Source organism: Polyangium sp. 15x6 (assembly GCF_029960785.1).
In the GTDB taxonomy this organism is placed as follows: Bacteria; Myxococcota_A; Polyangia; order Polyangiales; family Polyangiaceae; genus Polyangium.
The window spans coordinates 60,187-84,318 of record NZ_JASBQE010000002.1; the positions used below are offsets into that span (position 1 = coordinate 60,187).

Consider the following 24,132-nt stretch of genomic DNA (forward strand, 5'->3'; position numbering starts at 1 on the left):
GCGCAGGGTGAAGAGTATCTCCTCGTGTACGCCATCCTCGATGATCGCGATGCGAGCCCCGTCCCGCCGCGCGAACAGCTCGCGCGTATCGAGGAGATCATCCAAGCCGCGCCGCGTGTCGGCAGCCTGAGACGTACGATGACCAAGAAGTCCACGAGCAAACGTACCCCCCCGAGCGCTTGTCGCTGGCGGCCCGCCGGCCCGCCCGCGTGCCGCGCGCCCCCCGACCCGTCGCGACGGCCTACGGCGAAGACGTACAAGATTTCGGCCGAGAGGCAGCATCGACGGCGAGAACAAAATTATGGTTACAGCTCTGGTTTTTGCCCTACAATCTACGAACATGACAGGGTTGAGATATTTCGCACTGACCGTTCTCGCGGCAGCGACGGCCGCCTGTGACGCCAGCCGCCCCGCGGTGGCCACCCCCGCGTCGCCCCGCCCGAGCCCCACCCCGGTGACGGCGCCAGCCCCCCCTCAAAAGCACGTCACGCTCGGCGACGTCGGCCTCGACCCGACCGCGCTCGATCGCACCGCCGACCCTTGCCAGGACTTCTATCAATACGCCTGCGGCGGCTGGCTTGCCAAGAACGAGATACCCGCCGACCGCACCCGCGTGGGTCGCAATATCGAGATCGTCGAACGAAACCAGAACGCACTCAGAAGCATTCTCGAGAGCGCTTCGTCGCAGTCGACCGGCGACCCGGCGCTAGAGGCCGTCGGCACCTTCTACGGCACGTGCGTCGACGAAGCGGCGCTCGAGGCCGCCGGCACCAAGGGCATCGACCCCCTTGTAAAGAAAGTGCGCGCGGTGCGTGACCTGCCTTCGCTCGTCGCCGCCGTCGCCGAGCTGCACCGACACGGCATCTTTTCGATCTTCGTCATCGGCAGCGAGCAAGACGCGAAGGACGCGACGCGCGTCATCGCCCGCCTCGACCAAGGCGGCCTCGGGTTGCCCGACCGCGACGACTACCTGAACGACGACGCGCGGTCGAAAGAGATTCGAACGCACTATCTCGACCACGTCGGTCGCATGATGCAGCTTGCCGGCAAGAAGCCCGCCGATGCAAAGAAGGCCGCCGACGACGTGATGGCGATCGAGACCGCGCTCGCCCGCGCCTCGAAGACGCGCGTCGAGCGGCGCGACCCGTCCGGCATGTACAACAAGGTCGACCGCGCAGGGCTCGCGCGCCTCGCGCCCACCTGGGGCTGGAGCGCCTACTTCAAGGGCCTGGGCTTCGAAGGCCTGCACGACTTCAACGTCACCGCCCCGGGCTTTCTGCAGGGCCTCGAGCACCTGCTCGCGTCGACCAAGCCGGCGGCGTGGCAGGCCTACCTCGAGTGGCATGTTCTGAACGCCACCGCCGACGCGCTACCAAAAAGGTTCGACGACGAATCGTTCACCATGTGGCGGTTTTTGAGCGGCCAGCAGAAGCAGCGAGACCGCTGGAGGCGCTGCGTGACCGCCACCGACGCCGCGCTCGGCGAGTCGCTCGGCCGGTTCTTCGTCGCCCGCCACTTCGCCGGCGAGAGCCGCGATGTCGTCCGGCAGATGATCGGCGCCATCAGCGAGGCCTTCGACGAGCGCTTCGGCGAGCTCGGCTGGATGGACGAAAAAACCAAAGAGCGCGCCCGCGAAAAGCGCCAGCAGATAGCCTACCTCATCGGCTACCCGAACACGTGGCGCGTCTATGATTTCTCTCTCGACAAGAAGGTGCACGCGGCCAACGTGCTCGCCGGCAAGGCCTTCGAGGTGAAGCGCCAACTCACCAAGGTGGGCAAGCCCGTCGACCGCGAGGACTGGCAAATGAGCCCGCCCACGGTGAACGCCTACTACGACCCGCAGCTCAACCAAATGGCCTTCCCGGCAGGCATTTTGCAGCCGCCCTTTTTCTCGGCCCGCTCTGGCCTGGCCGTCAACATGGGCGCGACCGGCGAGACCATCGGCCACGAACTCATCCACGGCTTCGACGACGAGGGCTCGCGGTACGACGGCAAGGGCAACCTCGCGTCGTGGTGGGAGCCTGAAACGCGCAGGCGCTTCGAGGCCAGGGCGCAATGCGTCGTCGACCAGTATTCGGCCTACGAGCCCCTGCCCGGCGTGAAGATCAACGGCAAGCTGACCCTCGGCGAGAACATCGCCGACATCGGTGGCCTCAAGCTCGCCTTTCGCGCGTATCGCGCCCTGCGAAAGAGCGCAGAAGAGCGCATTCGGGCCGACGGGTTCGACGAAGACCAACAGTTTTTTCTGTCGTTCGGCCAGTCTCAGTGCACGAAGTGGCGTGAAGAGCGGGCGCGCACGCTCTTGCAGACCGACCCGCATTCGCTGGCAAAATTTCGGGTAAACGGGTCTGTCTCGAACATGCCCGAGTTCGCCCGCGCCTTCTCATGCGCCGAGGGCAAGGCCCTGAACCCCGAGCAGCGCTGCGACGTCTGGTGAGCCGCACTCCGACGACGATTTTTGTTCGATCGGTCCGCGAGAATCAACCTGCCGGATCACGTTACGGAGGCCCATGGCCTTCGCACCCGCCTTGACGGTTTCCGAGAATCGACCTGTCGGACCACGTTTCGGATGCGGATGGTCTCCGTATCCGCCATGCCGGACAGCGTCACCCAGGGTCCCGGTCTACGTGCTCAAGCCCCCGGTCTACGCCAACCGACGGGATGGGTCGACATCGCCTCGCCAACAGCGAGGAAGTGTCACCCGAGGTCCCGGTCTGAAGTGTTACCCAAGATTCCGGTTGCACACTTGCCCAAGCCCATGGTCCCGAGCATCCGCTCGGCCTACCTGCTTGCCCAAACGCATGCTCCCGACCATCGCCTCGGCCTACCCGCTTGCCCGAGCCCATGCTCGCGACCAGCCGCGCGGCCTACCCGCTTGCCCGAGCCCATGCTCGCGACCAGCCGCGCGGCCTACCCGCTTGCCCGAGCCCATGGTCCCGACCATCGCCTCGGCCTGGCCCCTACCCCATCCCCATGGTCGCGTTCATCGCCTCGGCCTACCCGCTTGCCCGAGCCCATGCTCCTGACCATCACCTCGGCCTACCTGCTCCGCCAACCCCGTGGTCGAGGACGGCACGGGCGGGCGGCGTAGGTGGCCCTCAGGGTTCCGTCGGATCGGGGAAGAGCTTGTCGATGTCGAGCTCGATGGCGTCGAAGGGTTCGGCGCGGAGGCGCTGACCCCGGGCGGCCTCGGCCGCGATGAGGTAACCCTCCGGGGTCCAGCGCAGGACAGTGAGGGACTCCCGCATCGGGTCGAGGATCCAGAAGTGCGGGACTTCGAAGCGATGGTACGTGTGCCGCTTCCGGATGGTGTCGTGCGCCTTGTTGCTCGGTGACAGGATCTCGCAGACCCAGTCGGGCCGGAGGGTGATCGGCGAGTCGTCAGGCAACCGCGGCAGCCGCTCGCGACGCCATCCCGAGAGGTCGGGGCGGTAGATTTGATCGGGCGCGAGAAGAATCTCCATCTCGGGGATGATCCACCACCCGCCGGGGCCACCGGAGCCCGGAGGGCCTCCGAAGACCGGATGGAGCGTCGAGCCGATGCTTATCTGACCGAAGCCATGGCGGGGCTTCGGCATGGCCTTCTGCACGAGCTCGCCGTCGATGATCTCGTGACGGCGCTGCTCTTCGGGGATGGCGAGGAGGTCTGCGAGGGTTGCAGGCGCGCGTCTCCGTGCGGGGTCGGCCATGGCGAATCAGGGTACGCCGCGCGAAAGGGGGTCGCAACAGGCGCGGGCGTCCCCGAAATGTCGATGGCACGACGCCCCGGTCGATAACCGGGTTGATTCCGCCGGACCCTTCGTGGCACCCTCCTGCCGATGCGAAATCTCACTGCGAATGATCTTTTTCTCGGGGTCCAAGATATGCTCACCGAGCGCAAGGCCGACCTCGAGCTCTCTGTGATCGGTAAGCTCTACACGCCGCAGCTCTCCGCGCGCCTCGTGCTCCTCGAAGCTTTGCCCGAGCGGCAAGCCACGCGAGCCAATGCCGGCGCCCTCGCGGAGACCGACAGCCGCCACGACGCCTTCGGCGATGGGATCTGGTGTTACACGGAAGCCGTGCTGGTCACGCCCGGCGTGTCGGCCGAGGCCCGCGCCGCCGCGCAACGCGTGCGCGACGCGTTCGTCCCGAACCGCGGCAGGCTCGTGGATTCGTACGCGGAGGAGGCCGCCCAGGCGAAAAAGAATCGTCCCAAGCTCGACGAGCTCGAGGCCGACCTCGGCAGCCTGCCCGTGCCCGATGGGAAAACCTTGCTCCACTGGGCCCTCGGCTTCGTCGATGCCGGCGAGACGCTCGACAAGCTCCTGAGCGACCGCTCCTCCACCGAGGCGACCGCCGCGAGCAAACCCGCCACGGAGCTCCGGACGACCACGATTGGCCTCCTCCGCCGATTCCGGGACGCCCTGCGCGACGAGGTCGCGACGAATCCCGCATTGCCGCGGGATCTCGAGAGCCGCGTCTTCGCCTACATCGACGAGCTTTCGGCTCGGCGCGCCAAGAAGAAGAAGGACGAGCAGCCTCCTGCGGGCTGAAGGTCGCCTTTCGAGATGTCAGGGCTCGCCCGCAGGCGGCCCTTCCTCTTCCGCGTAGCCGAGCAATTCGTCGATGTCGAGCTCGACCTCATCGAAGGGTTCGGCGCGGATACGCTCGCCGCGCGTGGCTTCCGCCGCGACGAGATAGCCGCCTTCGGCCCAGCGATAGACCGTGAGCTCGCCGCGCATCGGATCGAGGATCCAGTAGTGCGGGACCTGGAAGCGATGGTAGGTGCGGCGCTTCTTGACGGTGTCGTTGGTGCTGTTGCTCGGCGAAAGGATCTCGCAAACCCAGTCGGGACGCAGCGTCATGGGCCCGGTGTCAGGCAGCCGGGGCAGACGCTCGCGACGCCAGCCAGAGATGTCGGGGCGGTAGAGCTGATCCGGGGCGAAAAGGATCTCGAGCTCCGTGAGGATCCACCAGCCGCCAGGTCCCCCACGGCCCGAGGGGCGGTGGTAGGACGGACCGACGCTCATGACCACGCTCGTGTGCCCGCAGCCATGGCGTGGGCTCGGCGCCGCTTTCTCGACGAGCTCGCCGTCGATGATCTCGTGACGCCGCTCCCCCTCGGGGATCACCAGCAGTTCCTCCAGCGTCGCAGGCTTGGCAGACGGCTTGATGCCTCGCGCGGGGTCACCCATACCGGCCATCTTGCCCGGGGCAGCAGCCGTACGCAACGACCATGCCCCTTGCCAACCCCCCGCGTCCCGCCGAGGATACCGCGGAGTGTTCGAGCTCCGCGTCCACGAAACGATCCGCAACATCCCCGAGGAGGCCTGGGACGGGCTCGGGGGCGTCTCCGAGGCTCCTTTCCTGCGCTGGGCGTTCTTCGACGTCCTCGAGCGGACGGGCTGCGTCGAGCCGACGAGCGGCTGGCTGCCGCACTACCTCACCTTGCACGAGGGCGAACGCCTGATCGCGGCCGCGCCCACGTTCCTCAAGGGCAACAGCGAGGGCGAGTTCGTCTTCGACCATGCGTGGGCCAGCGCCGCGCATCGCGCTGGCATCGAGTACTTCCCCAAGCTCGTCGTGGCCGTCCCGTTCACGCCCGCGACGGCCCCGCGCATCCTCTTGGCCGAGGGCGCCTCGTCCTCGAAGATCGCGGCCGCCATGGCCGAGGGCCTCCGGCAGCTCGTCGCGCGGCTCGAGATTTCGAGCGCGCACGTCCTCTTTCCGACTGCGGAGGAGGCGACCAAGCTCGCGAGCTTCGGCCTCGCCGAACGGTACGGGCTGCAATTCCACTGGAAGAACCCCGGGTATGCGACCTATGACGATTTCCTCGCTCGGTTTTCGTCGAAACGTCGCAATCAGTGGAAACGCGAGCGGCGCGAGATGGCGGCGCAGGGGATCGAGATCGTCACCTTGCGGGGGCGGGAGATCACGCCCGATCTCGTGGACGCGATGTATGGGTATTACACGGCCACCGTCGACAAGTTTTACTGGGGGCGAAGGTACCTGAACCGCGCGTTTTTCGAGGAGATCGTGCCGCGGCTCGGGGACGGGGTGGAGGTCGTGCTCGCCCGGGACGGCAAGCGACCCATCGCCGGGGCTTTCAATTTCGCCGGGAAGGAAGCGCTCTACGGCAGGTACTGGGGCGCCTCCGAGGAGCGGCCTTTCCTCCATTTCAACGTCTGCTTCTATCACTCGATCGAGCAGTGCATTCTGCGGAAGATCGCGCGCTTCGAGCCAGGCGCGGGGGGAGAACACAAGATGACCCGGGGCTTCGAACCCACGATCACCCGGAGCCTCCATCACGTGGCCGATCCCAGGCTCGACGCGGCGATCCGGGATTACCTCGCCCGGGAGCGGCAGGCGCTCGCACGCGAGGCGTCGAATCCAGAGATCGCGTTCCGCTGAAGGAGCCCCGCGAGACCGAGTTGTTCGCCTCGTCTCCATGGTACTCCATGGTATGAGGCGAACATGGGCATGAGCGAGATCGAGACGCCGGCACCCGAGGCGCGCACGGTCCCAGGGGAAAGCGGGCGGCTCTTCCAGCCGGCGCCGAGGACGGAGGCGGAGATCGAGCGCGGAAAGCCGCTCGACATCGCGCCGGAGACCGTCGGCGAGATGGACGAAGAGACCTGGTATGCCAAGGCCTACCGCGGCGACGGGACCGCGCAGCTCACGCCTCGCGCGGTGGGCATGGGCGCGGCGCTCGGGTTCTTGCTCGCGTTCACGAACCTCTACGTCGGCCTGAAGACGGGCTGGCACCTCGGCGTCGCGATCACGGCGTGCATCCTCTCGTTCTCGATCTGGGGCGCCTTGCAGCGCGCCGGGATCGCGAAGACGCCGATGACGATCCTCGAGAACAACTGCATGCAGTCGACCGCGTCCTCCGCGGGCTACTCGACCGGCGGCACGATGGTCTCGGCGATCCCGGCGCTGCTCATGCTGAGCGTGACGCCGGACAACCCCAAGGGCACCCACATGCCCTGGCCCGTGCTGGCCGCCTGGACCGTGGCGCTGGCGCTTCTCGGGACGGTGATCGCCATCCCGATGAAGCGGAACATGATCAACCAGGAGCGGCTGCGCTTCCCCTCGGGCACGGCCGCGGCCGTGACGCTGCAGAGCCTCTACAGCCAGGGCACGACCGCGCTCGAGAAGGGGCGCGCGCTGATGGCGTCGGCCGCGGTGGCCGGGGTCATTCCGCTGCTCAAGGACCTGAACATCGTCAAGTCGGTGGACGCGGCGGGCGTGGTGACGCGCGCGGCGCTCGTGCCGGGCGCGTCGGCGCTCTTCGACTGGCTGCCCAAGATCACCGCGGCGGGCAAGGCGTACCCGCTCTCCGCGTTCAACATCAAGCTGGATCACGGCGTCGCGCTGGTCGCGGCCGGCGCGATCGTGGGGCTGCGCGCGACGATCTCGATGATGGTGGGCGCGATCGTGCTCGCGGTGTTCGTGACGCCGATCGCGATGGAAGCGCAGTGGACGAACCAGCTCGGGCAGGTCGTGGCGGCCGCCACGAAGCCGCAGACGGCGTGGAAGGAGATCGGGCTCTGGCTCGGCGCGCCGATGCTGGTGGCGTCGGGCCTGCTGTCGTTCCTGCTGCAGTGGAAGACGATCGTCCGGGCCTTCAAGAGCTTCGGCAAGGCCGCCGGCGGCGACGCCGGGACGGCGCGGGCCGGGGTCGAGGTGCCGATGCGCTGGTTCGTGATCGGCGGGTCGATCGCGACCGTGGGCGTCGTGGGGATCGCCTGGCAGTTCTTCGGGGTGCCGCTGCACCTCGGCCTGCTCGCCGTGGCGCTCACGTTCGTGCTGTCGCTCGTGGCGTGCCGCGCGACGGGCGAGACGGACATCACGCCGACGGGCGCGATGGGCAAGATCATGCAGCTCATCTACGGCGTGCTGATCCCGCAGAGCGCGACGGCGAACCTGATGACGGCCGGGATCACGGCAGGATCGGCGAGCGCGAGCGCGGATCTCTTGAACGATCTGAAGTCGGGCTACCTGCTCGGCGCGAACCCGCGGCGGCAGTTCGTCGCGCAGATGCTGGGGATCCTGCCGGGGACGATCGCGACGGTGATCGGCTTCTACATGCTCGTGCCGACGGCCGCGTCGCTGACGGGCGACAACCCCGCGTTCCCGGCGCCCGCGGCGCAGCAGTGGAAGGCGGTGGCCGAGGTGTTCAAGGTGGGCATCGGCAACCTGCACCCGATGGCGCAGACGTGCATCGTGGTGGGCCTCGCGGTGGGCACGGCGCTGGTGGCGCTGGAGAAGCTCCTGCCGAAGTACAAGAAGTACCTCCCCTCCCCCACGGGCGTCGGGCTCGGGTTCATCCTGCCGTTCTACTACCCGCTCGCGATGTTCCTCGGCGCAGTGCTGGCGTTCGCCGGCAGCAAGCTGAGCAAGAAGGGCGAGGAGATGGTCGTGCCGATCGCCTCGGGCCTCATCGCCGGCGAGAGCATCATCGGCGTCGTCGTGGCGACGCTGAACAACTTCGTCCTGACCTGATCCCAAAAGCCCCTTGCGATGCCGGTCGTGTGAGGCACATTCAATTTGTGCCCAAACGATCTGGTGTCCTGGTCGGAGCGCTCGCGTCCGCGTCGACGTTCGCCGCGGACGCGCTCGCCGCGGACGGAGACGCGGCGAGCGCCTCCCGGCTCCTCCATCGGGAGACGCCGTTCGGGCTGCTCGTCTGGCAGGCGCTCGTGGTGCTGGTGGCGCCGGTGGTCGGCTGGATCTGCGGCACGGTGGCGGTGCGCCTGCTCGGCAAGCTCGCGTCGCGCACGGGCGCGCGCTGGGATGATCGGATCGTCGAGGCGTTCGAGGGCCCTTGCCGTCTCATCCTGGCGGTGATGTTCGTGCGCGGGGGGGCGGCGGCGTTCGAGCCGACGGCCGAGGCGGAGGCGTGGCTCGGGCGGATCCTGAGCCCGCTGCTCGTGGTCGGCTGCGCATGGGCGATGGATCGGGCGCTCGGCGTGGGCGCCACGGAGATGACCGAGCGGTACGCGGCGAGGGATCAAGATCCCGCGCACGTGCGGGCGGCGCGGACGCGGATCTCGATGCTCCGCCAGATCGGGGGCGTGCTCATCGCGCTCCTGGCGACGGCGCTCGTCCTGATGCAGTTCGATCTCGTGCGGCAGGTGGGCGTCTCGCTGCTCGCGTCCGCGGGCATCGCGGGCGTGGTGCTGGGGTTCGCCGCGCAACGGTCGATCGCGACGATCCTCGCGGGGCTCCAGCTCTCGATCGCGCAGCCGGTGCGGATCGGCGACGAGGTGGTGATCGAGGGCGAGTGGGGCACGGTCGAGGAGATCACGCTGACCTTCGTGGTGGTGCGGATCTGGGATCAGCGGCGCCTCGTGCTGCCGATCTCGCAGCTCCTCGACAAGCCGTTCCAGAACTGGACGCGGTCGTCGCCCGAGCTCCTGGGGACGGTGTTCCTGCACGTGGATTACACGGCGCCGATCGACGTGCTGCGCGAGGAGGTGCGCCTGACCTGTGAGGAGGATCCGGACTGGGATGGGAGGGTCGCGATGCTGGTGGTGGTCGACGCGCTCGCGACGACGCTGCAGCTCCGGGCGCTGGTGTCGGCGCCGAGCGCGGGGAAGCTGTGGGATCTCCGGTGCCGGGTGCGGGAACGGCTGGTGAAACGGCTGCAGGGGCTCGACGGGGGGCGGTACCTGCCGCGGACGCGGTTCGAGCCGGCCGCGCCCACGGAGAAGCGCTCTTCGGAGCCGCCGAGGGAAGGGCCGGGAGCGACCCCGCTTCCGCAGCCGCTCACTGCACCGAGAACCTGACCGGCTCGGACGAGACGCCGTCCGCCTCGACGACGAGCGTGTGCTCGCCGGGGACGAGCGGGATCGATCGCTCGAACGGGGGCGTGAGGACGACCGCGCGGCCATCGACGAGGAGGCGCACGGCGTGGGTGTTCGAGGGCGCGTCGACGCGGACGCGGATGGCTTCCTCGGCGGCGAGGGCGCCGTCACGCACGAAGCGCGCGCCGTCGGGCGGGAAGGCGATGCGGATGCGGGAAGGCGCCGCCGTGCGATCGCTCTCGGGGCAGAAGGGCGACGAGGCGCGCGGCGCGACGGGGCGGCCGGCGTTCTCGGCCCACGCGGCGAGCTCGGGCGGGTAACGCTCGAAGACGCGCTCGTCGACGGAAACGTCCGAACAGGCAGGGCCGGCGCGCAGGCCGTTGCGACGGTCGATGCGGATGCGCTCGTGCATGTCGCAGGTCGCGAGCGAGGTTTCGCGGGGAAGAAGCTCGCTGCGGCGGTGCGGGCAATCCGGGCCGGGACGGGCGCCGGAGAGGGGGCAAATGTCGACGTCGACGAGGCCTTCGGGTCGCTCGAAGTCGCGCTGCGGGTACAGGCGTGCGGCCGCGAGCATGGCGTCGTGGAAGAGCGGGCCGGCGCCGGTCACGCCGCTGACGCCGCTCATGGGCGAGCCGTCGAAGTTGCCGACCCAGACGGCGACCGTGACGGAGGGCGTGAAGCCGACGGTGACGTTGTCGCGAAAGCCCTTCGACGTGCCGGTCTTCGCGGCGACCGGGAACGGCAGCTCGAGGACGCTGTTCTCGCCGAACGTGGCAAGGCGCGCGTGCCGATCGGCGAGGATGTGCGTGAGGACGTAGGCGGCGCGCCGATCGAGGACGCGGCGGGGCGGCGGTGCGGGGAGCGGGAGGGGCTCGCCGGTGGCGGCGCGAGCCTCGCGGACGGCGCGGGGGGTCACGGAGAGGCCGCCGCGCGCGAGGGTGGCGTAGGCGGCGGCGAGCTCGATCAAGCGGACCTCGCCGTCGCCGAGCGCGAGGGCGAGGCCGTAGTCGCGAGCGCTGCGATCGAGGGAGGCGAAGCCGAGGTCGCGCAAGCGCGCGAGGAGGCGCTCGGGGCCGACGCGGGAGGCGGCGACGACGGCGGGGACGTTGAAGGAGCTCGCGAGGGCCTCGCGGACGCGGACGGGGCCGTGGAAGCGGCCGTCGTAGTTGTTCGGGTGGTAGTCGCCGTCGGGCGTGGGGAAATGCAGGTCGACGTCGGGGAGGATCGTGGCGGCGGAGAAGCCAGCGATCTCCATGCCGAGGCCGTAGACGAAGGGTTTCAACGTGGAGCCGGGCTGACGTCGCGCGAGGACGCCGTCGTTGTGCCCGAGGCGGGCCTCGTTTTCGATGTCGGGCGAGCCGACGTAGGCGAGGACGTCTCCCGTTTCGTTGTCGAGGACGACGACCGAGGCCGCGGTGACGTGGCGTGGCGCGAGGCGCTCGACCGTTTGGACCGCGAGGATCTCGATCTCGCGCTGGAGGCCACGATCGAGGGTGGTCGTGATCGTGGTAGCCCGCCCGGCGAGCGCATCCGGGCCGATCCCCTTCCCTCCCGCGAGGAGCGCCTGGCGCAGGTGCGGGATGCCGAGGCCGCTGCCGCGCGGGGCGAGGATGAGAGGCTCGCCAAGGGCACGGTCGACGTCCTCGTGCTCGGCGAGGCGCGCAGCGCGCATGCGTTCGAGGACACGATCACGGCGGCGTTTCAGGAGATCGGTGCCGCGGCGAGGATCGTAGAGCGTGGGGCCACGCGGCAGGCTGGCGAGCGCGGCGGCCTCGGCGAGGGAGAGATCGCGGGTGGATTTGTCGAAGTAGAAGCGGCTCGCAGCCTCGACGCCGCGCAGCGAGGGGCCGAAGGCGACGCGGTTCAGGTACTCCTCGAGGATCCGCGGCTTCGACAGGGACGCCTCGATCCGCAGCGCGAGCGCCATCTCGCGGAGCTTGCCGACCACGGTGCGCGGGCGCGGGACGAGCGTGCGCGCGAGCTGCTGCGTGAGCGTCGAGCCGCCGGAGACGATGCCCCGCGCCAGGAGGGTCTGTCCCGCGGCGCGGGCGATCGCGAGGGGATCGACGCCGGGGTGGAGGTAAAACCGCTTGTCCTCGGCCGCGAGCACGGCGCGGGTGACGCGCGGATCGATGTCGGCGATGCGCACGGGGCGCGCGCGCGTGCCGTCCTTGGCGCGGACCTCGCAAAGGACGGTGCCGTGCCGATCGAGGAAGACGGTGGAGGGATCGGCCGCGGCGAGATCGTTCGAAGCGAGCTCGGGCGGGAGCGGCGTGAGCGCGGCGGCGAGGCCGAGGCAGAGGATCGGGGAGAGGAGGGCCGCGAGCGCGAGCTCGATCCGGCGGCGGCGGCTGCGAGGCACGAGCCACCGGACGAGCGCACGAGCGAGGCGGGATCGGGTCACTTGCTGGCGGTCACCGTGATCGTGCCGGCGGCGGTCCTTCCAAACACCTCGGGCGCGTACATCTCCTCGGCGCGCGCGGGCGGAAGGACGAACGTGCCGATCGAGGTCGCGCGCGCGAGGTAACGATAGCGATACATGCCCGCCGGCATGCGGTCGATGAAGAAGAGGACGCGGTCGTCGCGCAGCTCGCGCAGGTAGCGGCTCGAGAGGATCGCGCGGCCCGTGGCGACGTCGTCGTAGCCGCCCTCCTCGTAGAAGGCGTCCTCGGGATCGCCCTCCTCTTCGTCGAGATCGGCGTTGCGCGCGGTGGTGGCCAGGCGCGCGTCGACGGGCTCGAAGCCGGCCGGGAGCGGGTCGTCGACGACCACGTATTTGCGCGGCGAGGGCGTGACGACGACGATCTCGCCGAGGACGAGCTGGCCGCCGGGGAAGGAGCTCACGCCTTTGCCAGGCGGCGCGCCGAGGATGCCGGCGAGCTCGGCAGGGGTCACGGGGCGCAGGGTCTTCTGCACGAAGAAGCCACGATCGAGCGGCGCCTTGGGCAGCTCCTTGCGCGCGTAACGGAGGCGCGCCTCGTAGAAGAGGCGGCCCGTTCCATCGACGTCGAAGGCAAGGACGCTGCCGCCGGCCGAGGTGAGACGCTCGGCAGGCAGGCTGATGCGGGCCTGGTCGACGTCGCGGCCGCGGAAGGCCTGCGTCGCGATCTCGGCCTGCCCGAGGAAGACGTGCGCCACGAAGTCGGGCGCGGCCTTCTCCTGCGCCTTGCGATACGCGTCGAGCGCGACGAGCGACCAGGCGGCCTCCTGCGTGTTGCGCCAGGATCCACCCTTGCGATCGCCGAGCAGGCCCATGGCGAGCTTCGCCGCGATCGGGTGGTTCGGGCGCGCCGCGAGCAGCGCGCGGAGGACGAGCGCCGTCGTGCGCGTGTCGGAGTCCATGAGCACGGCGTACTTGTCGCCGAGGTTCGTCGCAGCGCGGGCGACGTTTCCGTCGAGCCGGAGCGCGCCTTCGAGCTCGTTCGAGAGCAGATCGATGCTCGCGCGATCGTGCTTGCTCGTGACCATGGCGTGCAGGAGGAACGCCTGCGAGAAGAGCGGGAGGGTCTTGCGCTCCTCGAAGAGGCGCGTCGTGCGGCCGGTGTCGGGGTGGCGGTTCTCGGCGAGCACGTCGAGGATGAAGGGCGCGGCGGCGCGCGTGTACTCGTCGGCGGCCTCGTTCAGCGCTTCGTGGACGTACCGCGAGGCCGCGTCGATCGCCGTCTGGGGAATGTCGGCCTTGCGGCGCTTGGCCTCGCCGAGGCCCCAGAGCGCGTACGTGCTGGCCCAGAGGTTCGATCGATCCGAGCCCGCCCACATGCCAAAGCCGCCGTCGCCGCGCTGGTGCTTCAGGATCTCGGCCACCGTGGACGCGATGATCGCGTCCGTGTTCTTCGGCAGCGGGATCTTGAAGTCCTGCGCGAGATCGCGGAGCGGGAGCATCGGCACGAGCTTGCTCACGAGCTGCTCGGTGCAGCCGTACGGGTAGTCGATGAGCTGCTCGACGCCGCCGCCGAGGCCCACGAGCGCGGTCGAGGCCATGCTGACGTCGAGCCCGCCCGTGTCATCGCGGATCGCCGAGAGGTCTCCGAGCTTCTCCGCGATCTCCGTGGTCGTGTCGCCGTAGAGCGCGACGGCCTCGGGCGAGAGCGGAACGCGGACGTCGCGCTCGACCTCGACGGCGTCCTCCAGGGGTTTGCCGGACTCGGTCGCGCGCACGACGAAGCCGATCTTCGCCTTGCCCGCCTTCGGCGCCGTGATCGGGAAGCGGACCTCGACGGGCGTGCCGGGCGCGAGATCGATCGTGCGCTTCGTGTCTCCCGAGAGCGTGAGGCCGTCGAGCTTGAGCTCGACCGTGGCCGTGGTCTTGCCGATGCCCTTCGAGCTCACGACGACGGACGCGTCGAGGGCGTCGCCGGCGCGCAAGAAACGCGGCAAGGCCGGGCGCGCCATGAGCGGGCGGCTCGCGACGACGCGGTTCTCCGCGAAGCCGAAGCGATCGTCCTCGGCCGCGGTGACGGCCATGAGGCGGTAGGTCGTGAGCATGTCCGGCAGGCGGAATTTTACCTTCGCGCGGCCCGCGTCGTCCGTGATGATCGAGGGGACGAACGTGGCGCTCGCGCGGAAGTCGCGCCGCACGGAGGTGCCGCCGCCGCCGTCGCCGCCGTCGAGGCCCTTGTCGGTGCCGAGATCACCGTACGGCCGGAAGACGCGGGCGAGCGCGGCGCGCACTTCGAGCGAGGTGACGCGCAGCGGGCGCGGGGCGCCGAAGACGCCGATCGGATCGGGCGTCTTGTACCCGATGAGCGAGAGCACGCCTTCGTCGACGGCGTAGAACGTGACCTCGGCGCGCGCGGGTTTGCCCGCGTGATCACGCACGACGACGTCGATCTCGACGTTCTCGCCGGGTCGCGCCTCCGCCTTGTTCGGCGTGAGCGCGATCTTGAGCCTGCGCTTCTCGGGGTTCACGAGCAGCGGCGCGTACCCCATGCGGAACGCCGGCGCGCCGACGTCGGGATCCTTCACGTTCGTCGGCGCGGGCTTGGTGCGGCCGCGGACGAGCACGACCGAGACGAACGCGTTCGGGCGCAGATCCTCGGTGACCGGGATCTCGATGGTCGGCATCGCGCCGGCGAGTTTCACGCGACGCTGCGAGAGGATGCCGGCGCGCTCCACGGTCACGAGCGCCTCGGCCGCGGTGAACGGCGATTTCACGAGGAAGCGCGCCTTGTCGCCGACCTCGTAGCTCTCCTTGTCGGCGACGAGCTCGACGACGAGCCTGTCGCTGTCGCCGAAGCCGCCGCCGCCCGAGCCGCCGAAGACGTAGAGCGGCTCCGCGGCGCCGACCGGGTTTTTCCGGGGGTCGACCGCGGTCGCGTGGACGATGTGGTAGCCGGACGCGGCGGGCGTGAGCTTGCACGAGACGGGTTTGTCGCCGGCCGTGGTCGTGACCGTGCAGCTCTCGACGACGCGATCGACGATCTCGGCCACGGTGTGCGCGAGGCCGCCCGAGGTCGCCTGCCTTGCGACGGTCCACGTGCGCGACACGAGCTCGATCTTGATCGGGACGCCCGCGACGCGCGCGCCCTTGGGATCCACGGCGAAGACCTCGGGGCTCACGGGTTTGCCCGCGTCGACGAAGAGGTCTGCGCCCGTGCGGAGCGCGACGTAAAACTCGGCCGGATGCACGAGGGCCGTGGTGCTGCCCGCGATGAACTGGCGCGAGACGTCGCTCACCTCGGCCTCGGCCGTCACGCGCTCGGGGCCGCGCTGGCCCGGGAGCGCGAGTTGCGCCTCGATCGAAGCCGTGCCCTTGGCGTCGAGCTTCGTCGTGCTGCTCTGGATCTCGCCTTCCCGCGTGGTTTCGTCCCTGTAGTCCGCGTGGAACGTGTCTTCATGAACGGTGAAACCGTCGGTGTTCGGCGGGCGGAACTCGGCTTCGCCGCGCGTCACGACGACCCGCGCGTCGGCGCCCGCCATGGGCGCGCCGTAGAGGTAATCGCCGCGCGCGATCCACTTGCCCTTGTCGCCGCGCACGTAGCTCGGCTTGTCGCTCTCGACCGAGACCGCGAACTCGGCGGGTCGATACTCGGCGACCTCGAAGTCGCCGCTCACGTCGGCCCAGCCCGGGTCCCCTTCCTGCACCGTGGCGCGAACCGAATACGTGCCGAGCCGGCCGGCGCGGGGGACGACGATGTCGATCGCCGTGGTGCCGAAGGGCGAGAGCTTCTCGGTGCGCGAGGCGATCTCGTCGCCGTCGGGGCCCTCGACGCTGATCTCCACGGGCACGCCGACGGGCGTGACGGTGCCGGGGTTGCCCTCCTTGCGGAAGATGCCCTTGATGTGGACCGTGTCGCCGGGCCGGTAGATGCCGCGATCCGTGAACACGAGGCCGAACGGCCGATCGGGGCCGGGATCGACCTGCACGTCGAAGCGCCAGCTGCTGAGCGTGTCGTTCAGATGCTTGTAGGTCCAATCATTGCCGTCCTTGACGATGATGACGGCGCGCTCGGCGCCCGAGCTCCCGCGGGCCCAGACCTCGGGCGGCAGCTTGATGAAGCCGCTGTCGTCGGAGCGGAACGGGCCGATCGGCGATTCGCCGGGCGTCTGGATCGTGACCTCGGCGCCCTTGACCGGCGCGGCCGACGAGAGGCGGCTGATCCAGAGCAGCGAGCCACGCGCGGAGAGTTTTCCGGTGACCGCGAGGTCACTGACCTTGGCGACCGCGGTGTTCGTGACGGCGCGCTGGTGGTTCGAGCCGGGCCAGCCGGTGTAACGAATGCCGAGCGCGAGCGCGCCGCGCGCGTCCTTGCCGCCGAGCGCCTCCTCGGTCTTCACGGCGTGCCGCGAGGCCTTGTTGAGCGGCGCGTTCGAGGCGAGCTTCGAGACCTTCGCGCCGGGCAGCTTCAAGATGTCTTCGTACGAGGGCGCGCGGCCCGCGCCGTACGGATCGTCCTGCAAGCGGATCGCGTCGGCCGGCGTGAGCGGAGCGACGACGAGCTCGAGATCGTTCGTGTTGATCGAGTCGATCGGGATCTCGCGCCGCGCCGCGGGCTCGAAGACGCTGCCGCTCAGGCCGATGTCGGCCTTCGGCCAGAGATCGTCGAAGGCCACGTCGGCGCGGTAGTCGGCCGCGAGCTTCTGCCCATGTTCGTCGGTGAGCCCCTTCGCGACGACGACCTTGACGCTCTTGCCCGGCGTGAACGCGCCGTAGACCGTGACGCCGGTCGTGACGTGATCGTCGTCGAGCCACGAGGGCCACGTGACGTCGATCTTCGGCTCGAAGCGGACGGCCTTCTTCAGCTCGGCGAGCTTGACGGCCGTCGTGAGGTAGATCCCGATGCCGCCGTCGGGCGCGCATCTCCCGTGCGGCGTGTCGTGATCACACGGGAGCTCCTTCACGGCGAGCGGGCCGTACGTGCGGAACTCGAACCGCTCTTCCTTCTCGGATCGGAGGTTGCCCTCCTTGCCCGCGAGGCCCTTCACTTCGAGCACGACCTCGCTGTCGAGCGGGAGCGGCGCGCGCGGGATGACCTCTACGAGCTGCTCGTTCTGCGGATCGGGACGCTTGACCGAGAAGGCCCACTTGTCCTGACGCTTGCCGGCCGTGACCTTGAGCGCCTTTTCGAGCTCGCGATCGTCGATCGGCTGGTTGAAGCGCAGCGTGAATTTCGTGTCGGGCCGCAGATCGTCGCGGCCCACTTCGGGTTCGACGGAGGTGACCTCGGGCCGCGCCGTCGTGAAGCGCAGCTCGAAAGGTTTTTCCAGGGTGGATCCATCGAGCGCCTTCGTGCCGGCCGGGACCGTGGCCACGAACGCCGTGGCGCGCGGCAGGCGCTTGTCCGGCACGAACGAGAGCGCGTTCGTGCCGACCCAGGCCCATCGACCCGGTACCGCAGGCTGGATCGAAGCCGGCGGCGCGCTCTCGTCGCCCGCGAGCTCGAGCGGCCGCATCGGGCGGTTGAAGACGAGGCTCACCTCGGGCGGGTCGAGCGTGTCCCCGCGCGGCGTACCGAACACGACGGCGAAGGCTCCACGCGTGTCGACCGCGGCCGCGCCGTCGGCGGCGCCGGGCACGAGGGTGCCGCGAGGCGCGACCTCGGGCGGGCGGTTTCCCTGCATGCATGCCATGCCGAGGGCCATCGCGGTGACCGCGAGGAATGCGTTGCGGGGACCTGGAAACATGGCTCGCGCCGTCATGGCGCGGCTCCTTCTCGCGGGCCCGCCCCGGCGGCAAGGCCGATGAGCGGGATCACGTGGAAACGCTGAACCTCCCGAGGGATCCCCCCGAGCCGCGAGGCGCGCCCCCCCGGCCGGCGGCTGCCCAGGGCGTTCGCGGCCGGCTCGACGTCGGATCCCGACGAGGTCGGGAATCATGGGCGCGAGCTTCTGTTATAAGGGCGCCGTCGCCGGGAAGCCGGCGCATGACGAAGGCTTTTGCCGTGATCGAAATCGTCGACCTCTACAAATACTACGGGGAGAGGAGAGCGGTCGGACCGCTCTCGTTCTCCATCGAAGCCGGCGAGATCGTGGGCTTGCTCGGGCTCAACGGCGCCGGAAAGACCACCACGCTCCGCATCCTCGCTTGTGACCTGCTCCCGTCGTCGGGCTCCGTCCGCGTGAACGGGCTCGACGTCGTGGAGAGCCCGCACGAGGTGCGGTCGCTCATCGGCTACCTGCCGGACACACCTCCGCTCTACGGCGAGATGACGGTCCGCGCCTACCTGCACTTCGCCGCGCGCCTGCGGGGCCTCTCGAAGGCCTCCGCGGACAAACGCGTGCCCGAGGTGCTCGAGGCGACGGCGCTCGCCGAGGTGCAGGACCAGCTCATCGCTTCCCTGTCGCACGGGTACAAGCAGCGCGTCGGCATCGCCCAGGCCATCGTGCACGGGCCGAAGCTGCTCGTGCTGGACGAGCCCATCAGTGGCCTCGACCCTGTGCAGATCGTGGAGATGCGTGAGCTGCTCCGCAGCCTCAAGGGCGAGCACACGATCCTTTTGTCCTCCCACATTCTCTCGGAGATCAGCGAGACGTGTGATCGCCTCCTCGTGATCCGCGACGGCCAGATCGCCGCCACGGGCACGGAGGCCGAGCTCAGCGCGAAGCTGCTCAAGAACCAGCGCATCGACGTGACGGTGCGCGGCGACGAGGAGAAGGCCAAGGAGGCCGCGAGCGGCGTGCCGGGCGTGGTGTCGGTCGAGGCGATCGACGCGACGGAGGGCGGCGAGGGCGTGATCGCGCTCAGGATCGAGTCCGAGGGCGACACACGCGAGGCGGTGTGCCGCGCGCTCGTGACGGCCGGGATCGGGCTCCTCGAGGTGCGTCGCGGCGAGCGGGAGCTCGAGAGCGTGTTCCTGGAGCTCGCGGGCGCGGAGACGGCGGACGGCGGCTCCGGGGCCGCACCGAAGAAGAAGCGAGCCGGCAAGAAGGGCGCGAAGAAGGTGCGCGCCACGGCCGGCGAGGGTGATGCCGGGGCGAAGGACGCCACGGCGGAGAAAGAGGACGGGAGCGGGACATGAGAAATGCTCTGCTCGTCGCAGGGAGAGAGATCGGCTCGTACGGGCGATCCCTGCTCGGCTGGGCCATCGGGGCCGCGGCGCTGCTCGTCGAAGGCGTGTGGTTCAGCGCGAACGGCCTGTCCGGATCGCGCATGTCGGCCGACGTGCTGCGCGAGTTCTTCAACGGCGCGAGCGGCGTCACGATGATCGTGGCGGTGCTCATGTCGATCCCGCTTCTCGCGGGAGAACGTGAGCGCGGGACGCTCGTCTTGCTCAACACGGCGCCGATCCGGGACGTCGAGATCATCGTGGGCAAGTACCTCGCGGCGCTCGCGATGGTCGCGCTCATCACGCTGGTCAGCGTGTACATGCCGCTGCTCATCTTCGTGAACGGCAAGGTGAGCCTCGGGCACGTGGCCGTGGGCTACACGGGCATCGTGCTGCTCGGCTCGGCCGCGCTGGCGATCGGGATGTTCACGTCGGCCGTGAGCCGAAGCCAGGTGATGGCGGCGATCCTCGGCGGGCTCTTGCTCGCGGTGATGGTGACGCTCTGGCTCGTCGCGAAGGTGACCGAGCCGCCGGTGAACGGCGTGCTCTCCGGGATGGCGCTGCACCACCAGCGGCAGTTCCCCTTCATGACCGGCGTGTTGAAGCTGGAGAACGTGGTCTATTACGTGGCCGTCACGTACTTCTTCCTGCTCGCGGCCACGAAGACGCTGGAGGCGCGGCGATGGCGCTGAAACCGAAAGAGGCGGCTCCGGCCGCCGAGAAGGCGCCCGAAGGCAAGGCCGACAAGGGCGCAAAGGCCCCCGCCCCGCCGAGCTACGCGCCCTTCCTCGCGCCCGCGTTCGTGGGCTCGCTCGTGCTCGTCTTCATCGGCGAGCGGATGCTCGGCAACGTCGAGACCTGGCGGCTCGTGGTCTCCGCGCTCGGCGCGCTCGGCGCGGTGGTCGCGACGGCGCTGCGGTTCGTGCACGCGTCGGCCGAGAAGGATCCGGAGCGGCGGAAGATCGAGCGCGCGCTCTCGCTCTTCGCGGCGCTCGGGCTCGTGGCCCTCGCGATCTACTTCGCGGGGAACACCGAATTCGGAAGGCGCACGCTCGGCATCCTCGACGCGGCGCCGGACAAACGCGCGCGCTTCGACGGGGCGAGCACGGTCGCGTGGGTCGTCTTGATCCTCGTGTCGGTCGTGCCGCTCGTGTTCGGAGAGATCGCGCTCGCGCCGATGCGGCGCGCGCCCCGCGTCGAGGGCCGTCGCGTGCGCGCGGCGACCGTCGCGGGCCTCTCGCTCGCGCTCGCGGTGGCCTACGCGGCGCTCTTCACGTACGCGGCCGGCGAGCTCGACGCGAAGGTCGACTTCTCGTACTTCCGCACGGCGAAGGCCAGCGAGTCGACGAAGAAGATCGTGACGAGCGCGCCGGACACCGTGGAGGTGCGCGCGTTCTTCCCGCCGTTGAACGACGTCGGCATGGAGGTCGAGGGCTACCTCGCGGACATCGCGAAGAGCGCGCCCAACTTCAAGTACGGCTTCTACGACCGGCTGCTCAACCCGCAGCTCGCGAAGGACAACAAGGTCACGCAAGACGCTGTGATCGTGATCCTGCGGGGGCCGACGCGCGAGACGCTCACGCTCGACAAGGAGCTGAACAAGGCGGCGGCGAAGCTGAAGACGCTCGACGCCGACTTCCAGAAGGCCCTCCTCAAGGCGATGAAGGAGCAACGCACGGCCTACTTCACGGTCGGCCACGGCGAGCTCAACGAGGGCGCGGGCGCGGCGGCGGCCGAGGGCCGGACGTCGAAGATCCTGCGTCGCTTGCTGGAGAGCCAGAACTACGTGGTGAAGGATCTCGGCATGCCGCAGGGCCTCGCGAACGCGGTGCCCGAAGACGCGTCGCTCGTCGTGGTGCTCGGCCCGTCGCAGGCGTTCCTGCCCGAGGAGATCACCTCGCTCGAGAAGTACGCGGCGCGCGGCGGCAAGCTGCTCCTCGCGCTGGATCCGGAGACGAAGGGGGATCTCGGCCCGCTCGCGGCGCTCGCGGAGCTCTCGTTCGATCCGACGGTGCTCGCGACGACGGACCAGCTCTTCGTGCCGCGGCGGCGCAACGCCTCGGACAAGGCGAACCTCGTCTCGAACCGCTTCTCGTCGCACGCCTCGGTCTCGACGTTGAGCCGCGTCTCGCAGCGCGCAGTCGTGCTCGTGCCCGTGGCCGGATCGCTCGACAAGAAGGCCGGATCCGAGCCGAAGGTGGATTTCGTCCTTCGTTCGTCGGGCGCGGCGTTCGCCGACAAGAACGGCAACTACGAGCTCGACGGCGACGAGAAGAAAGCGACGTTCAACCTCGCAGCAGCGGTGACGAAGCCGCTCGGCGAAGGCGTGGACAAGGCAAAGGTGAAAGGTCCGCAGGAGATGCGCGCCTTCGTGCTCGCGGACGCGGACGCGCTGAGCGATCTCGCGCTCGGTGTGGCCGAGACGAACCAGCTCTTCGCGGTGGACGCGGTGCGCTGGCTCGGCGGCGACGAGAGCTTCAGCGGGGAGATCGTGACGCCCGAGGACGTGCGGATCGAGCACACGAAGCAGAAGGATGTGTTCTGGTTCTACGGGACGATCATCGGGGCTCCAGCGCTCCTCTTCGGCGTGGGGCTCCTCGTGACGCGGCGGGCGCGCCGCACGGCCGGGAGGAAGGCATGAACGTGGGACGCGGCCTCTTCGTCCACGTGGGGCTCTTCGTGCTGGCGTCGGCCAGCGCGGTGGCCGTGTGGACCCGCGACGAGCAGCCGAAGGCGCTCGTGCAGACCGAAGCGACAGTGTGGCCCGGGCGTCCGGCCGACGTCGCGAAGGTCGTCTTCGAGGGCAAGAACCGAAAGGTCTCGCTCGAGACGAAATCCGACAAGATCGGCGCGTACTACGTCGGCTCGCTGGAGCGCGAGGCGACGCCTCCGCCGGTGAACCCCGACGCAGGCGCGCCGCCGCCCGCGCCCGGCGGCAAGACGAAGACCGATTTCGTCGGCGTGGGCGTGGCGCAGAAGCTCGTCGAGTCGCTCGCGCCGCTGAAGGCCCTGCGCGCGCTCGGGCGCATCCCGGAGGATCGCGCGGCCGAGTTCGGTCTCGCGGAGCCCGAAGGCACGCTCACGGTCACGATCGGCGGCGCGGAGCGCAAGCTCGTGCTGGGCGGGACGACGCCCGGCGGCGGCGATCGTTACGTGCGCGAGCCGCAAACCGGCGAGACGTACGTGATCGACGGCGGCGCGATGCGTGATCTCGACACGGCGGAGTCGCGCCTCGTGGAGCGTGAGCTTCACGGGTGGAAGGAAGCCGAAGTCTCGACGGCAGAGCTCAACGCCGGCGGGAAGAAGCGGCAGATCGTGCGCGGCGGGCCCGAAGGCAAGCGGTTCTGGGCCGATCCGGCCGCGGCCGATCAGAAGGACGAGACGGCAGCGAACTTCATGGCGAAGCTCGATCGGCTACGGCCGACGGACTACGTGATGAGCGACCCCGCGGGCAAGCAAGACGTGCTCCGCGTGGAGTACGCCGCCGGCGCGTCGCTCGGCTTCCTCGAGCTCGTGCGCGTGCCTGCGACGGATCCCTTGAGCACCGTGGAGTACTTCGTGCGCACCGAGCGCACGCGTCTCTACGCAAAGGTCCCCAGGCAGACAGCAGAGCAGGTCGAGCAGGACCTCGGATCCATCCTCAAGTAAACGCGTAGCGCCGGGGTTTCACCCCGGACCCGAGCAGGGGCTGTCCGCCCCTGCACCCGGACCAGGGCCAGCCCTGGACCTCTGGGCATCGACTGCGCGAAGCGCAGTCGATGCGGGGGAGATTTTTGGTAGCTGTCCGCCCCCCTTTGCAGGGCAAGCGCTGGACCTCTCTGGTGCATCGACCGCGATGCGGTCGATGCAGAGGGGCTTCAGGAGCGAGGATGCGCCCGACGGTACACGGTGCGGACGTGATCGTCCGTGAGGTGCGTGTAGATCTCCGTCGTCGTGATGTCCGCGTGTCCGAGCAGGGCCTGCACGCTGCGGAGATCCGCCCCTCCTTCGAGCAGATGCGTCGCGAACGAGTGGCGCAGTTTGTGCGGCGAGCTCGGCTTCGTCACGCCAACCCCACGCGCATACGCGCCGAGTAGCTTCCACACGCCCTGGCGCGTCAGCGGTTTGCCCCGGGGTGACAGGAACAGCGCGGGCGTCATCGCGGCGCGCGGATGATCCTTTCGAACCGCCAGGTACGCATCGAGCGCATCGAGCGCAGGTTCCCCGAGCGGCACGATCCGCCGCTTGCTGCCCTTGCCGAACGCGAACACCACGCCTTGCTTGCGATCCACGTCCGCGATCTTGAGCCCGACGACCTCGCTCACGCGGAGCCCCGCGGCGTACATCACGTGCAACATCGCGCGATCACGCAGGCCCCGGAACGATGCTCGGTCCGGCGCCTCCAAAATCCGCTCGATCTCCTCCACGGAGAGCACCTTCGGCAGCTTGCGGCTCGTCCGAGGCCGCTCGACGAGCGCCGCCGGATCGGCCGAAATCGCCCGCTCCCGCAGCAGGAACTTGGAGAAACCTCGCACCGCCGAGAGGTGCCGCGTCGCCGAGCGCGCGCCGAGCCCCTGTTTGCCGAGCTCGACGAGGTACGTCGAGACAACCGTCGCGTCGAGCTGCCCCGGCGCCGTGATCCCGCTCCGCTCGCAGAGCGCGCACAGTTTTCCGAGGTCCCGGGCATACGCCTCCAGCGTGCGCGGCGAGAGCGCCCGCTCGACCCGCAGGTGATCCAGGTACGCGTCCACCCAGGCGTGTAGGTCCACGCGCCGAGCCTACCGCTGCTCTCGGCCCCGCCGAAGAAATGCGCGAAACGCAAGGGGGAGTGGCGCGGACGAAACTTGGTACATGGGGCGGACGCACGAGCGAGGCAAGAG

General features: G+C 69.5%; 14 protein-coding genes. 9 read left to right on the forward strand and 5 right to left on the reverse strand.

Annotated elements, in window-relative coordinates:
- Positions 1-340 precede the first annotated feature (340 nt).
- Positions 341-2,437: a M13 family metallopeptidase gene (locus tag QHF83_RS01775; protein ID WP_282415983.1), complete on the forward strand. Its 2,097-nt coding sequence runs from the start codon at positions 341-343 to the stop codon at positions 2,435-2,437.
- A 661-nt stretch (positions 2,438-3,098) separates the two neighbouring features.
- Here QHF83_RS01775 and QHF83_RS01780 read toward each other — a convergent pair.
- Positions 3,099-3,689 (reverse strand): Uma2 family endonuclease, encoded by a 591-nt coding sequence (locus QHF83_RS01780; protein ID WP_282415984.1) that lies wholly within the window; start codon positions 3,687-3,689, stop codon positions 3,099-3,101.
- A 129-nt stretch (positions 3,690-3,818) separates the two neighbouring features.
- Here QHF83_RS01780 and QHF83_RS01785 point away from each other — a divergent pair, with 129 nt between their 5' ends.
- Entirely contained in the window at positions 3,819-4,532 is a 714-nt protein-coding gene (locus QHF83_RS01785; RefSeq protein ID WP_282415985.1) for a hypothetical protein, read from the forward strand.
- A gap of 18 nt (positions 4,533-4,550) precedes the next feature.
- Here QHF83_RS01785 and QHF83_RS01790 read toward each other — a convergent pair whose 3' ends face one another.
- Positions 4,551-5,174 carry a Uma2 family endonuclease gene (locus tag QHF83_RS01790; RefSeq protein WP_282415986.1) on the reverse strand — a complete coding sequence of 208 codons (624 nt, stop codon included), beginning with the start codon at positions 5,172-5,174 and terminating at the stop codon, positions 4,551-4,553.
- Between the two features lie 85 nt (positions 5,175-5,259).
- On the opposite strand from QHF83_RS01790, the gene QHF83_RS01795 reads away from it, so the two are divergent.
- From QHF83_RS01795 to QHF83_RS01805, 3 genes are all read left to right on the forward strand, one after another.
- Complete coding sequence (locus QHF83_RS01795) at positions 5,260-6,390, forward strand: GNAT family N-acetyltransferase (RefSeq protein WP_282415987.1); 1,131 nt, start codon at positions 5,260-5,262, stop codon at positions 6,388-6,390.
- 63 nt (positions 6,391-6,453) lie between these two features.
- On the forward strand, positions 6,454-8,484 hold the full coding sequence (locus QHF83_RS01800) for an OPT family oligopeptide transporter (protein WP_282415988.1): 2,031 nt from the start codon (positions 6,454-6,456) through the stop codon (positions 8,482-8,484).
- A 47-nt stretch (positions 8,485-8,531) separates the two neighbouring features.
- A complete protein-coding gene (locus QHF83_RS01805) occupies positions 8,532-9,770 on the forward strand; it encodes a mechanosensitive ion channel domain-containing protein (RefSeq protein WP_282415989.1) in 1,239 nt (412 codons plus the stop codon).
- Here QHF83_RS01805 and pbpC read toward each other — a convergent pair.
- Both pbpC and QHF83_RS01815 read right to left on the reverse strand, forming a co-directional pair.
- On the reverse strand, positions 9,751-12,150 hold the full coding sequence (gene pbpC / locus QHF83_RS01810; RefSeq protein ID WP_282415990.1) for a penicillin-binding protein 1C: 2,400 nt from the start codon (positions 12,148-12,150) through the stop codon (positions 9,751-9,753). The genes QHF83_RS01805 and pbpC overlap by 20 nt on opposite strands.
- 38 nt (positions 12,151-12,188) lie before the next feature.
- Positions 12,189-17,927: an MG2 domain-containing protein gene (locus tag QHF83_RS01815; protein ID WP_282415991.1), complete on the reverse strand. Its 5,739-nt coding sequence runs from the start codon at positions 17,925-17,927 to the stop codon at positions 12,189-12,191.
- A 224-nt stretch (positions 17,928-18,151) separates the two neighbouring features.
- Between QHF83_RS01815 and QHF83_RS01820 the strand changes: the two genes are divergently transcribed.
- The 4 genes from QHF83_RS01820 to QHF83_RS01835 are packed head-to-tail and all read left to right on the forward strand — an operon-like array spanning position 18,152 to position 22,921.
- On the forward strand, positions 18,152-19,246 hold the full coding sequence (locus QHF83_RS01820) for an ABC transporter ATP-binding protein (protein ID WP_282415992.1): 1,095 nt from the start codon (positions 18,152-18,154) through the stop codon (positions 19,244-19,246).
- Positions 19,243-19,965: an ABC transporter permease subunit gene (locus tag QHF83_RS01825; protein ID WP_272423686.1), complete on the forward strand. Its 723-nt coding sequence runs from the start codon at positions 19,243-19,245 to the stop codon at positions 19,963-19,965. Before QHF83_RS01820 ends, QHF83_RS01825 begins: the two co-directional genes overlap by 4 nt.
- Complete coding sequence (locus QHF83_RS01830) at positions 19,956-21,914, forward strand: Gldg family protein (protein ID WP_282415993.1); 1,959 nt, start codon at positions 19,956-19,958, stop codon at positions 21,912-21,914. The genes QHF83_RS01825 and QHF83_RS01830 overlap by 10 nt, the downstream gene beginning before the upstream one ends.
- Positions 21,911-22,921 carry a DUF4340 domain-containing protein gene (locus QHF83_RS01835; protein WP_282415994.1) on the forward strand — a complete coding sequence of 337 codons (1,011 nt, stop codon included), beginning with the start codon at positions 21,911-21,913 and terminating at the stop codon, positions 22,919-22,921. Before QHF83_RS01830 ends, QHF83_RS01835 begins: the two co-directional genes overlap by 4 nt.
- 209 nt (positions 22,922-23,130) lie before the next feature.
- Here the strand turns inward: QHF83_RS01835 and xerD are convergent, their stop codons facing one another.
- Entirely contained in the window at positions 23,131-24,021 is an 891-nt protein-coding gene (xerD, locus tag QHF83_RS01840) for a site-specific tyrosine recombinase XerD (protein ID WP_282415995.1), read from the reverse strand.
- Between the last annotated feature and the right edge of the window lie 111 nt (positions 24,022-24,132).